Source organism: Colwellia sp. RSH04 (assembly GCF_003545765.1).
GTDB lineage: Bacteria > Pseudomonadota > Gammaproteobacteria > Enterobacterales > Alteromonadaceae > Colwellia.
In genome coordinates this window covers 403,689-416,019 of sequence record NZ_QXIO01000001.1, presented here as the reverse complement: position 1 = coordinate 416,019, position 12,331 = coordinate 403,689, and the positions used below count along the sequence as shown (strand labels likewise).

Here is a 12,331-nt window from a genome sequence, read left to right as displayed (position 1 = left end):
TAGTTAATGCTGAGACTCAGCAACTTTGCCTTCTTTCAATTGTTCGGCAATCCAAAGGGCTTCTTTTTCTGTTAATAGGCTTTTCCATGGCGGCATAGCGGTGCTAGTTCGGCCATGTAATATGGTGTATTGCAAGAAAGGGACTGTTTTACCTTCGAGGTTTTCAGGTAACAAAGCAGGACCTAAACCTCCTTTAAGTGTCATGCCATGGCATGAGCCACAATCTTGTTTAACAATATGAGTTAGGGCTTGTTTACGATCTTCTGATAATGAATCATCCACTTTGGTATCTTTGGCAACACTTGGCAACACCATGAGTAATTGCGACATAGCCACGCTAGCAATAGCGACTAACGATAATATTTTTCTTATCGGTTTGCTTGATGTGGGTTTCATTATTCTATTTCCAAACATAATTTTTGCTTGAAAAAATATTAACACTTCACTTACTGTGATTTTTTGTTAAAGATCATGGTTTGAGAATTAATCGGGGTTGTTTTTTGATATAAATCACATAATCGATATTTTGTTGTTTTTTGAAATGAATTAAAGTGCAAGGGGTAACTCTTGAATTGGCGTGATTATTCAAGACAAAAAAAGGGTTAATGTGACATTAACCCTTTTATCGTGAATAAAACTTCACTGAGATTGAGCAACAAGCCCTATAAACATTTTGTTTAGTAAAACGTTAACGGATTTTTTTAATTAATGCCACGTTGATGTAAATGCTCAGTATATTGTTTATCCGTACCGTTAATGTGATTAATAAGCCAGCCTTTTAAGAAATCGACAATTTCATTTAATGAATCATGACCTTTCTCTTGATAGAGACTAACAAAGCTTTCTACTTCAGCAATCATTTTTTCATGTTGTACTTTATGTGCGTCAAAATCAGGGTAGTTATTTTCACTCATTAGCTTTTCTTCGCGTTCAAAATGATATTTGGTATAGCTTACAAGTTCGTCTAGCGCTTCTTTTTCGAATGTTTCGCTCATGGCGTAATCATAAGCAATGCTGAATTGATTAAGTAAAGTGATCAATTTTTGATGATCTTGATCGATATGCTTAATGCCTACGCTATATTCTTCTTTCCACTCTATCTGGTTTTTTCCTTCTGATTTTTTATTAATCAACGGGATCATTATAAGGACAGCAATAAGGATCCAAGAGATCGGATTCGTCAAGCTTGATAGAAAGCCTAAAAATATTGCAACGATGATGAGGCCAATCACGGCAGCATAAAGTAAAGATTTGGTACGGTTGTTCATAAACAAGACCTTAATAAAATTTTGGTTAATTGATCTGAGATCACGTTAATAATGGCGTTAAATACTTTGCATGTTAATTATTTTCATTTAAAAACCGTTATTTATTGACCTTGATCAAGTTGTGCAGTCATTAATAGTTATTTTTTTTTAAACTTGATCTGAATCAGGTTATTAAAAGCCAATTTGATTGATAGTTACAATTACTTACACAAAGTTGGTATTTTGTTACTTTTAGAGCTTAGGTAACTTTTCCAATTCTGTCTCGTTTAATGCTTATATCAGCTGACTTAGAAAAAGGTTCTTAAATCTGCTGATATAAACATTAAAAACAGGTGGTTTAAAAATAAAACTACTTGTAAAAGCACTTAAAATAACATCTGGAGAGTAACCGATGAAAAAAGTAAAATATGGTCTTTCAGCACTAGGACTAGCAATTGGTATGGCTGCTACGGGTATAAGTATGTCAGTATCTGCTGCTGAGCCTACTTTATCTGAAGCTGATTTTGAAAAAGCACAATTACACTACTTCCAACGCTGTGCAGGTTGTCATGGTGTTTTACGTAAAGGTGCAACAGGTAAAAACCTTGAACCAAAAAACATGCTTAAGAAAGGTCAAAAGCGCTTAGAGAAAATTATTTCTTTAGGTACTGAAGGTGGCATGAATAACTTCGATGATTTATTCAGTAAAAAAGAAATTGCTAACTTAGCAACGTTCATCCAAATGACGCCACCAGTTCCACCAGAAATGTCTTTAGAGCAAATGCGCTCGCACACTAAACAATTTGTTGCGTTAAAAGATTACCCAACTAAGCCATTACACGGTTTAAACTGGAAAAACTTTTTCGTAGTTATCGAGCGTGATGCTGGTAAAGCCGCAATAATTGATGGCGATACTAAGAAAATCATCACTCACATTGATACTGGTTACGCCGTACACGTAATTAAAGGTACTGAGCATCACAAGAAAGATCATGCAAAAGATGTTGGTCGTTTTTGGTACACCATTGGTCGTGACGGTAAAGTTAACAAAATCGATTTATGGCAAAAACCTGAAAACATGTTAGTTGCTGAAACTAAAATGGCATATGACGCACGTGATATCGCTGTTTCTGGTGACGGCAAATACGTAATTGCTGGTGGTTACTGGCCTGCTCATTTCGTTATTATGGATGCTGATACGTTAAACCCACTTAAAGTTGTTTCAACGCGTGGTTATAACACCAAAGGCGAATTCATCAACGAAGCACGTGTTGCCGCTATTTACACTGCACCAAACGAATCTGCTTTCATCGTTGCGGTTAAAGAAACAGGTAAGATGCTACAAGTTGATTACACTGATTTAGATAACTTAAACATCACTGCAATTGAATCGGCTGAATTCTTACATGATGGTTTCTTCGACCCTTCAGGTCGTTACTTCCAAATTGCTGCTAACGCATCAAACAAAATGGTTGTAGTAGATACTAAAGACGGCAAGCTTGAGAAAATGATTGACGTTGATAGCTTACCTCATCCAGGTCCAGGTGCTAACTGGATTGATGAAAAATGTGGTCCAGTTGGTGGTACTACTCACTTAGGTGTTGGCTTAGTTTCAGTTTGGGGTAATGATCCAATCAATCACCCTGATCAAGCTTGGAAACTTTGTTACGAAGTTGAAACTGATGGTGCAGGTGTATTCATCCGTACTCATGAGACTTCAGACTACGTATGGGCTGACCAACTTAAGCACCCAGAGCCAGAAGTACAACAATCAGTACAAGTTTTCGATAAGAAAACTCGTGAAATCGTTAAAACTATCCGTGTAACTGAAGAAGAAGGTAAAGCAGCTCTTCACATGGAATTCAACGATGATGGTACAGAAGTTTGGGTTTCAGTTTGGAACCGTACTGATGCGAAGAATCCTACAGGTGAAATCGTAGTATACGATGCAAAAACTCTTAAAGAGAAAGCACGTATTAAAGGTTTAACTACGCCTACTGGTAAGTTCAACGTATTTAACCGTTCGAACCACAAAACCTAGTAAATAAGTTTACAAAGCCAACGTTTACCGTTGGCTTTTATTGCTAGTAAAGGGCATGGCGGATGCCATGCCCCTTTTACATTTAGGATGAATGTAAAATCTTAAGACAAGCTGTCAAAAAATTGGTTAAAGCAATGGGTATTAGCTGTGTCAAGGTTGACAACATGCACAGTGACTTTTAATCATTAATCGTTAATTCTTATACATTAACAATCACGAGTTCATTATGGCGAATAACACATTTACAAAACCTAGCTTCTGGTCACGCAGACTTGTACTAGGTACTACCGTTGCCGGTGCCGTTATCTTTTTCGTTGTGGGTATTATGTTTTGGGGTGGATTTAACACCGCAATGGAAGCCACAAACACCACAGAATTTTGTATTGGCTGTCACGAGATGGAAGCCAATGTTTATCAAGAATATACACCAACTATTCACTATTCAAACCGTACTGGTGTGAGAGCAGGCTGCCCTGATTGTCACGTACCAAGACCTTGGATTCATAAAATTGTACGTAAAATTCAAGCATCAAGAGAAGTATTCTTTTGGTTGACGGGCAAGATCGATACGAAAGAAAAATTCGAAGAACATCGTTTCGATTTAGCGCAAAACGTTTGGAAAGCCATGAAAGATACTGATTCTCGAGAATGTCGTAATTGTCATAATTTTGAATCAATGAACCCTGAATTCCAAAAACCTCGTGCACGTAAGCAGCATTTAAATGCTTTTGAAACAGGACAAACCTGTATCGATTGTCATAAAGGCATAGCCCATCATAATGTTCGTGACAAATTAACTGATGAACAATTAGAAGCGATTGAAGCACCAAATCCAGATTATATTCGTGAAATTCCTCAAGCGTATCGTGATGGTTTAGCTCGTGTTGAAGCGAAAGAAGCTGCTGCTGCGGCTGAATTAAAAGCTCAAAAAGCGGCTGAGAAAGCCAAAGTTGATGAGAAAATTGCTAATGCTGTTGCAGAGGCGCTTGCCAATGCAGGTACAACAGGCGGAGCAACTGAAGCTGCTCAATCATCGGGTGATAGCTCAGCAAGCAATATTAATGTTGACTGGGGAAAAGCTAATTCTGCGGATATTGGCGTATTCTATCCAGGTACCGCTTCATTAGAGTGGATCTTAGGTCGCAAGCATGGCGGTAAACGTGCCTTCACCAAAGGTGATCGTTGTATTGAATGTCACGGTGAAGAAATTGCTGACATTGGTAACAATATTGTTTCAGGTGAAAGTGAAAAAGATTTAGAGCCAAACCCGATTCCAGGTAAACGTGGTAGCTTTGACGTCACTATTGATGCTACGCACGATGAAGAAAACTTATACCTTCGCTTTAGTTGGGCTGAGGGAGAACATGCGCCAGTGCCTTTTGTTGATGGTGGCAAAATGGACCCTGAAAATCCAATGAAGTTAGCCTTTATGCTTGCAACTGATGATGCTGAGTATGCTGATAGAGCAGGTTGTTGGGGTACGTGTCATGCTGATGCGAATACAATGCCATTTGCTCCAGCATTAGATACGCTAAAAGGTAGTGATTTAGCTGCACGTTTAGACTTTAATTCAGGTGTAACTAAATACGTGAAAGAGTCTCGTACAGAGCTTGAACTTAAAGGTCGCCGCGGTAAAGCACTAGGTGGCTGGGATAAGCTTAAAGGCGATGATGAGATTAAAGCAGCGCAAGATGCTAACCAATATATGGATTTAGTTCGCTACAAATCAGGTACTAAAACCGTTGAAGATGGTCAAATTTTAGCTCAACGTGATATGCATGGTGGTCAAGGTGCTGAAGTTGAAGCTTCATTGAAAGGTGGCACGTGGTCTGTGGTTGTTAAGCGTAAGCTTAAATCTGACAAGCCAGGTGACGTAAGCATAGAAGCAGGTAAAGTTTACAACTTTGGTTTTGCTATTCATGACGACTACTCAAGTGCTCGTTATCATCATGTATCATTTGGTTATAAATTAGCTCTTGATAATGATGAAGCAGAAGTTAATGCGACTAAACAATAAATTGCTTGAGGCCAGCTTAAACCGCTAGTCTATAAAAAAATCAGGCATTTAATGTACTAAACTCAGTAAATGAACTCCCATTCGTTTACTGAGTTTTTTTATTTATGATTGTTAAACTCTAGAGTAGAATAATTCGTATAAATCTCAATTATGCAAAAGCAACGCGCCCTAAGTTAAAAGTAACTCGTTGAAAAATTGAGTTTATTTTTATTTAAACATTCATTAACCCACGTTGAGGTTAATAAGCAGTATATGGCACTCAATAATGGATTTGTTTTCACAAGAACTAATCACACCACTCAATATATTACCCCGTGACGGGATCGTGCATTATTATGGTGAGGTAATGGATTATTTAGAGGCTGAAAAATCATTTGAACAGCTATTCAATAGCTTGCCTTGGCAACATGATCAAGCGGTTATCATGGGAAAACTTATTTCAACCAAACGCAAAGTGGCTTGGTTTGGAGATTTTCCTTTCCAATATACTTATTCACAAATAACGAAGCAGGCTGAACCTTGGACTAAGCAATTGTTAATGCTTAAAGGATTAGTCGAAGAAAAAACGGGTGAACGTTACAACTCATGCCTAGCAAACCTTTACCATAGTGGTGAAGAAGGCATGGCTTGGCATAGTGATGGTGAAAAAGATCTCAAAAAGGAAGGTGCTATTGCGTCTTTGACGTTAGGCGCAGAACGAAAATTTGCCTTTAAGCATAAAGAGAGTAAGCAGGTGGTTGCGCTAATGCTAAAGCATGGCAGTTTGTTAGTGATGAAAGGAACAACACAGCAGCATTGGCTGCACCGATTACCACCGAGCAAAAAAGTGACGGATCCTCGGATAAACTTAACCTTTAGAACGATCGTAAAGTGATAGTTACCTGTTTAGGCTGATTAAATTATTTTGGCTCAATTTATGCTTTTGTATTAACAAGTATCAAATTGCTGCTAAATAAGTGCAGTAAGGGTAATTGTTATGACAACATCAAGACAGCGCTGTTATTTATTGTATTTGAATCGCGCAGTAATATACGTAGTTAGTTTAATTGGACTCTTTTGGGATGCGAATACAGCTTACATCATCGCATTAACATTATGGATTTGGTTGCCTCAATGCTTACAAGTTGAACTAAGAATTATAAAATCATTAAAGCAACACTATCATTTTATACATACGAAAACTCATTAAGCACTTAAGTGCAAATAGCTTTCTTTTGATTGACGTGATGTTTGGTTATATAAATCAAGCTGATTTTGTTTTTCATGAAGAAAATTATCAGAGGAATTATATGGCATAGGCTGGCCAATAGAAGGCATGTCATCACTAGGATCTGTTATTCGCTTATGTAAATCTAACATTAACGAATACATATCGGTTAGTGTACCTACAGCATTAAACTTTTCAGAGTGTTGAGCGTCTTCTTGACTTGATTGCAAATAGATATCTAATAGCTTTTGCTGCTGTTCATAATAAGCTTGAGTTAAGGTAATATCTTTTGCAACTTGGTAGTTTGATTTTATGTTTTCAACGAGTTCAACATGTTTATCAGTGAAAACTTCTTCTCCGTTATTTTTTTGTTCAGGGGATAAATGATTACCGTTGACCGTATTTTCAGAATGATGCATCTTAGTCAAAAACTGATGTTCGCGGTTATCGCTAGGGTAATATTGACTACTGCTGGTTGAAGTAATTGTTGGAATGGTCATTGTTGTATCCTCGGTTTCTAACTCTGGTTATAGTGTAACTAGAGTCATGAAAAAGGATGTTGTTGTTTGTAAACTAAACGCAATAAATTGCTACTTAGCTTTTTGTTTAATCTTAACCTTAACCTATGTCGGTAGCCATTTGATAAAAACTACGTTGAACATTTTCAATTGCAATGAGCCTTGCTTTAGCAATAGCACTTTTAATTTCAATACCTTTTAACCCTTGCTCAACAAACTCTTTCGCGTTAACAGCTGATGCTGCTCGCATCACTGCTAATAAAAACTGCTCTTGTGGGTAAGGGCGGTTTTCAAAATGTAATCTACCTAAAAAGTCAGCTTTACAGGTCATAATAAACGCATCGAATTCCTCAGGTTTACGCCACGCATCAAGATGGTTAAGCATTTTTAGTATGGTAGAGGCTTTTAATTCAAAGGCTTTGTGGCTATGCAAATGATATTCGCAGACTTTCAAGGCAAGTTGTTTGTACTGATTAGGTATTTTTAGTTGCTGACAAATCTTTTCGACCAGCGGTAGACCCGCTTTTTCATGACCATGATGACTTGGCCACTTATTACCTGGTGTTAACCCTTTACCTAAGTCGTGACAAAGTGCTGCAAAACGAATGATAGTTGAGTTTTGTTTAATAGAAGTGTTATCTGATTCATTGGTTAAACGTACTGCTTGCTGAAGCACCATCATAGTATGTACGCCACTGCATATTTCAGGGTGCCATTTTTCAGGGTTAGGTACGCCCCATAAGCTATGCAGCTCAGGCCAAAGGGCTTTTAATGCATGACACTTTAATAACGTCTCAAAGAAAACTTCTGGGTTATCTTCAGCTAAACTACGCTGCATTTCTTGCCATATGCGTTCTGCACTTAGCGTACTCAACTCACCACTGAGGCTAATCTGACTCATTAAGGCTAATGTTTCATCGGCAATAGTAAAGCCGTATTGGTGATATCTCGCAGCAAAGCGAGCCACTCTTAAGACACGAAGAGGGTCTTCAACAAAAGCATCACTGACATGGCGCAGTATTCGGTTTTCAAGATCTTGTTGCCCATGATAAGGATCGATAATATGGCCTTTGTCATCCATAGCCATTGCATTTACGGTTAAATCGCGTCTGATCAAATCTTCTTCAATGGTAACATCAGGTGCAGCGTAGCATGTAAATCCTGTATAACCATGACCTTGTTTACGTTCAGTACGCGCTAAAGCATATTCTTCTGTTGTTTTGGGGTGTAAAAACACAGGAAAGTCTTTACCGACTTGTTGAAAGCCTAAAGCAAGCATTTGCTCTACTGTGGCACCGACAACTAAGTGATCTTTATCTTTAACAGGCCTATTTAATAATTTATCACGCACAGCGCCACCTACTAAATAAGTGTTTAATAAATGACGGTGTTGTGAATTTTCACTATTTGGGTTATTCGAGTCGGCTGTTAACAAAAGTTCACCTCTTTTAGTACTGCTTGTATTTCAGTTTATCATATTCACAGCAGACAATTCATTAGACATCTTACTAACAACAAGGTAATTTCTATCCATTGAAATATTTTTGCTAGTTTTGGTTATGTATCGTAATTTCTTCGCGTTAAGCGAATTACCTTTTTCTATCTCACCTGATCCTAAATATTTGTTCATGAGCGAAAGACATCGTGAAGCATTAGGACACCTTACCTATGGTTTAGCTGAAACAGGCGGCTTTGCTTTATTAACTGGAGAAGTTGGTACGGGTAAGACCACGGTAAGCCGTTGTTTAATGGAACAGTTACCAGAAAATACGCAAGTGGCGTTTATTTTAAACCCAACATTATCTAGCCAAGAACTGTTAGCAACCATTTGCGATCAATTGAAGATTAAATATCGTAAAACAGGTGCAACGGTTAAAACACTCACGGATAAAATTTCTGAAAAATTATTGAGTAATCACGAACAAGAGATTAATACCTTATTAATTATTGATGAAGCACAGCATTTAGACCCCGAAGTATTAGAGCAACTCAGGTTATTAACGAATTTAGAAACAAATACTAAGAAGCTATTACAAGTAATTTTAATTGGTCAGCCTGAACTGCAACAGTTATTACAACGTCGAGATTTAAGGCAATTAGCGCAACGGTTAACTGCACGTTATCATTTGCTACCGTTAACAAAACAAGAATTAAAACAATATATAAATCATCGGTTATCGGTTGCGCAGTGTCATCGTTCACTTTTTAGTGATAGCGCAATAACTAAAATCCATCAATTTTCTTTGGGGATTCCAAGGATAATTAACTTGTTGTGTCATCAAGCACTGATGCTGGCATACAATAAAAATGAGAGCTTAGTTAGTAAGAAAACAATTGTTGAAGCTGCGCAGCAAGCGTTAGGTGATGAGTTTCATCAACAATCTCACCAAAGTAAATCTTTATGGCTTAAGGCTACGGCAGCATCAGCGGCTTTGTTTGCGGTGTTAGTTGCTGGCTTTTGGTGGGGAAATTATAATCAACAACAGTCTATTGTAAATAATACCGTGGCGAGTACCACAGGTGAAACAAAAGCAGCGGTTAATATAAGCAATGTAACTACTCAATCTGATGAAATTAAAGACGTTGCTGTGCCAGAGCTCGAAAAAACTGTTACCTTAAAAGCTAGTGAAGTAGAGCTTTCATCGGGGCAAGAAACAGAGCAAATATTAGAGCAAGCAGCAGTTGAACATGAAGAGTCACCCGATGACTTAATGCCTGATACTGAAAAGGTAAACCATTCTTTAAGTCAAGAAACAGCAAACACCTCACAACAAGCGGAACAATTTGTCATTGGCGGTGAAAAGAAAACATCAGAGCCTGTTGATTTTGCTGCAACAGCTAACGAGCTTGATGATATTGACGGTGTTTCACCCGAACTGCTTGCTTTATTCAAAGAAGCCATAAATGAAACCGAAGGTGAGCTAAACAAAAGCGAGTCATTAAACACTTTAAATAATGCTGATGTAGAGCCGCTAACTAAAATGCCTAACTGGGTACAGAATGGCGTGCCACGTTTGAATTTTGAACAACATATATATGCTTCAAACGGTGAAGGTTGGGTAACGGTAAATGGTAGGGATCGTTATGAGGGTGATATGATCACTGATGATCTGCGTGTTAAAGCCATTTTGCCACAAAAAGTGATTTTGACTTACCGTGGCAAGACGTTTAGTTTGCCAGCATTAACTAACTGGTAGTGATAAAGAAAAGCCGTTACAACTTAATGTGTAACGGCCTTTTATACTTAATTAGTCATTTTTATGATTAATTACTGCCAAGCAGGCATTTTAGCTTCAAAGGCTTCAATAATATCAAGCTTGTTTAATGTCCAGCCCACACTATCAACACCTTCTTCAAGGCTGTATTGTTGGAATTTACTTAAACTGAAACTAAAGCTTAATTCACCACAGCTTACCGTATTATTAGGTAAATCAATGTCTAATGTTAAATCGCCTTGCGCTGATTTTTGAAATAACTGCTCTATTTCATTTTCAGATAATTTAATCGGTAATAAACCAATGTTAATACAGTTACCATAGAATATGTCAGCAAAACTTGGTGCAATAATTACTTTAAAGCCAAACTCTTCTAGTGCCCAAGGGGCATGCTCACGGCTAGAGCCGCAGCCAAAGTTTTCTCTAGCAAGTAAAATACTAGCGCCTTGGTATTGAGGTTTGTTCAATACAAACTCTGGATTTGGCTTTTTGCCTGCGCTGTCTAAATAGCGACTGTCGTGAAATAGATGCACACCAAAGCCAACACGTTCAGTTTTTTGTAAAAACTGTTTGGGAATGATTTGGTCAGTATCGACATTAGCAATATCTAATGGTGCAACTAAACCTGTATGTTTGTTAAATTTTTCCATTGTTATTCTCTACCTATTGCTTATGCGTTTAAATCAACGAAGTGACCTGTTAATGCAGCAGCAGCTGCCATTTCAGGGCTAACTAAATGCGTGCGACTGCCACGACCCTGACGGCCTTCAAAGTTACGGTTGCTAGTTGATGCACAGCGATCACCTTCACCCAGCACATCGTCGTTCATACCTAAACACATAGAACAACCAGGTAAACGCCATTCAAAACCAGCGTCCATAAATATTTGATCTAAGCCTTCGTCTTCTGCTTGTTCTTTTACTCGGTATGAGCCCGGTACTATGATGGCATCTACGGTGCTCACTACTTGATGGCCTTTTGCGACAAATTTTTCTACCACATTAGCTGCTGCGCGTAAATCTTCAATACGAGAGTTAGTACATGAACCAATAAACACTTTGTTTACTGATATATCAGTGATTTTAGTGCCAGCAGTTAAATCCATATATTTAAGGGCATTAACACAAGATTCTTTTTCAATGGGGTCAGAAAAATCTTCAGGAGCAGGTACTACACCATCAATACTGATCACTTGACCTGGTGTGGTTCCCCAAGTGACTTGTGCTTTAATATCTTTCGCTTCAAGGGTAATGACAGAATCAAATACTGCATCGTCATCAGATTTTAATTGTTTCCAATCTGCAACCGCTTGTGCAAATACTTCACCTTTTGGCGCGTATTCTTTGCCTTCTACATAATCAAACGTGGTTTTATCAGGCGCAATTAAGCCCGCTTTAGCACCAAATTCAATACTCATGTTACACACGGTCATGCGCTCTTCCATGCTCAAAGCTTCAATCGCTTCACCACAATACTCAACTACATAGCCAGTAGCACCAGCGCTGCCAGTTTTGCCAATAATGGCTAAAACGATATCTTTAGCGCTAATGCCTGCACCGACTTGACCTTTTACTTCAATTTTCATGGTCTTAGCTTTGTTTTGACGTAGAGTTTGGGTTGCAAAAACATGCTCTACTTCTGAGGTGCCAATACCAAAGGCTAATGCGCCAAATGCACCATGTGTTGCAGTATGTGAGTCACCACAAACAATGATAGTACCGGGTAATGTTAAGCCAAGCTCAGGCCCCATTACATGAACAATACCTTGGTTTTTATGACCCATGCCAAAAAGTTTAATACCGAACTCTTTACAGTTCTTTTCTAACGCACGTAATTGGTTTGCTGCGCCTTCACCTGCGGCATTTATTTCAATAGAGCGCGTTGAAATATTGTGATCCATTGTTGCAATAGTACGTTCTGGGTGCCTTACAGGGCGGTTTTGAAAGCGCAAGTTGGCAAAAGCTTGTGGAGACGTTACTTCATGAATTAAATGTCTATCGACATAAAGCAGTGGTGTTTCACCTGCTTTATCTTCAACTAAATGGTTTTGCCATAATTTTTCATACATTGTTAAGCCATTTGCCAT

Annotated in this window: 10 protein-coding genes and 1 pseudogene; 5 read left to right on the top strand and 6 right to left on the bottom strand. The window is 38.2% G+C overall.

Annotated features, from left to right (window positions below):
* Positions 1–3 precede the first annotated feature (3 nt).
* On the bottom strand, positions 4–396 hold the full coding sequence (locus D1094_RS01700; RefSeq protein ID WP_220452510.1) for a cytochrome c: 393 nt from the start codon (positions 394–396) through the stop codon (positions 4–6).
* Positions 397–701: 305 nt separating this feature from the next.
* Positions 702–1,268 (bottom strand): bacteriohemerythrin, encoded by a 567-nt coding sequence (locus tag D1094_RS01695; RefSeq protein WP_118958338.1) that lies wholly within the window; start codon positions 1,266–1,268, stop codon positions 702–704.
* 391 nt (positions 1,269–1,659) lie between these two features.
* Here D1094_RS01695 and D1094_RS01690 point away from each other — a divergent pair, with 391 nt between their 5' ends.
* The 4 genes and pseudogenes from D1094_RS01690 to D1094_RS01680 all read left to right on the top strand — a co-directional run bounded on the left by D1094_RS01690 (position 1,660) and on the right by D1094_RS01680 (position 6,179).
* Positions 1,660–3,288: a cytochrome D1 domain-containing protein gene (locus tag D1094_RS01690; RefSeq protein ID WP_118958337.1), complete on the top strand. Its 1,629-nt coding sequence runs from the start codon at positions 1,660–1,662 to the stop codon at positions 3,286–3,288.
* A gap of 226 nt (positions 3,289–3,514) precedes the next feature.
* Positions 3,515–4,066: pseudogene (locus D1094_RS19040) on the top strand (NapC/NirT family cytochrome c); the annotation flags it as partial.
* Positions 4,055–5,305 (top strand): ethylbenzene dehydrogenase-related protein, encoded by a 1,251-nt coding sequence (locus tag D1094_RS01685; RefSeq protein ID WP_310648344.1) that lies wholly within the window; start codon positions 4,055–4,057, stop codon positions 5,303–5,305. The pseudogene D1094_RS19040 and the gene D1094_RS01685, both read left to right, overlap by 12 nt.
* A 265-nt stretch (positions 5,306–5,570) precedes the next feature.
* Positions 5,571–6,179 (top strand): alpha-ketoglutarate-dependent dioxygenase AlkB, encoded by a 609-nt coding sequence (locus D1094_RS01680; protein ID WP_118958335.1) that lies wholly within the window; start codon positions 5,571–5,573, stop codon positions 6,177–6,179.
* A gap of 311 nt (positions 6,180–6,490) precedes the next feature.
* Here D1094_RS01680 and D1094_RS01670 read toward each other — a convergent pair whose 3' ends face one another.
* Together D1094_RS01670 and D1094_RS01665 are read right to left on the bottom strand one after the other, a co-directional pair.
* Positions 6,491–7,012, bottom strand: coding sequence for a hypothetical protein (locus tag D1094_RS01670; protein WP_118958333.1), 522 nt, complete (start codon positions 7,010–7,012; stop codon positions 6,491–6,493).
* Positions 7,013–7,130: 118 nt separating this feature from the next.
* Positions 7,131–8,465: a multifunctional CCA addition/repair protein gene (locus tag D1094_RS01665; protein ID WP_118958332.1), complete on the bottom strand. Its 1,335-nt coding sequence runs from the start codon at positions 8,463–8,465 to the stop codon at positions 7,131–7,133.
* Positions 8,466–8,589: 124 nt separating this feature from the next.
* Here D1094_RS01665 and D1094_RS01660 point away from each other — a divergent pair, with 124 nt between their 5' ends.
* Complete coding sequence (locus D1094_RS01660; protein WP_118958687.1) at positions 8,590–10,227, top strand: AAA family ATPase; 1,638 nt, start codon at positions 8,590–8,592, stop codon at positions 10,225–10,227.
* Between the two features lie 71 nt (positions 10,228–10,298).
* Here D1094_RS01660 and leuD read toward each other — a convergent pair whose 3' ends face one another.
* Positions 10,299–10,895 carry a 3-isopropylmalate dehydratase small subunit gene (gene leuD, locus D1094_RS01655; protein ID WP_118958331.1) on the bottom strand — a complete coding sequence of 199 codons (597 nt, stop codon included), beginning with the start codon at positions 10,893–10,895 and terminating at the stop codon, positions 10,299–10,301.
* A 20-nt stretch (positions 10,896–10,915) separates the two neighbouring features.
* Positions 10,916–12,331 (bottom strand): 3-isopropylmalate dehydratase large subunit, encoded by a 1,416-nt coding sequence (gene leuC / locus D1094_RS01650; protein ID WP_118958330.1) that lies wholly within the window; start codon positions 12,329–12,331, stop codon positions 10,916–10,918.

Coding starts and splice junctions, on each gene's coding strand:
- D1094_RS01700 (WP_220452510.1), bottom strand. CDS start 396: ATGAAACCCACATCAAGCAAACCGATAAGAAAAATATTATCGTTAGTC.
- D1094_RS01695 (WP_118958338.1), bottom strand. CDS start 1,268: ATGAACAACCGTACCAAATCTTTACTTTATGCTGCCGTGATTGGCCTC.
- D1094_RS01690 (WP_118958337.1), top strand. CDS start 1,660: ATGAAAAAAGTAAAATATGGTCTTTCAGCACTAGGACTAGCAATTGGT.
- D1094_RS01680 (WP_118958335.1), top strand. CDS start 5,571: ATGGATTTGTTTTCACAAGAACTAATCACACCACTCAATATATTACCC.
- D1094_RS01670 (WP_118958333.1), bottom strand. CDS start 7,012: ATGACCATTCCAACAATTACTTCAACCAGCAGTAGTCAATATTACCCT.
- D1094_RS01660 (WP_118958687.1), top strand. CDS start 8,590: ATGTATCGTAATTTCTTCGCGTTAAGCGAATTACCTTTTTCTATCTCA.
- leuD (WP_118958331.1), bottom strand. CDS start 10,895: ATGGAAAAATTTAACAAACATACAGGTTTAGTTGCACCATTAGATATT.
- leuC (WP_118958330.1), bottom strand. CDS start 12,331: ATGGCAAATGGCTTAACAATGTATGAAAAATTATGGCAAAACCATTTA.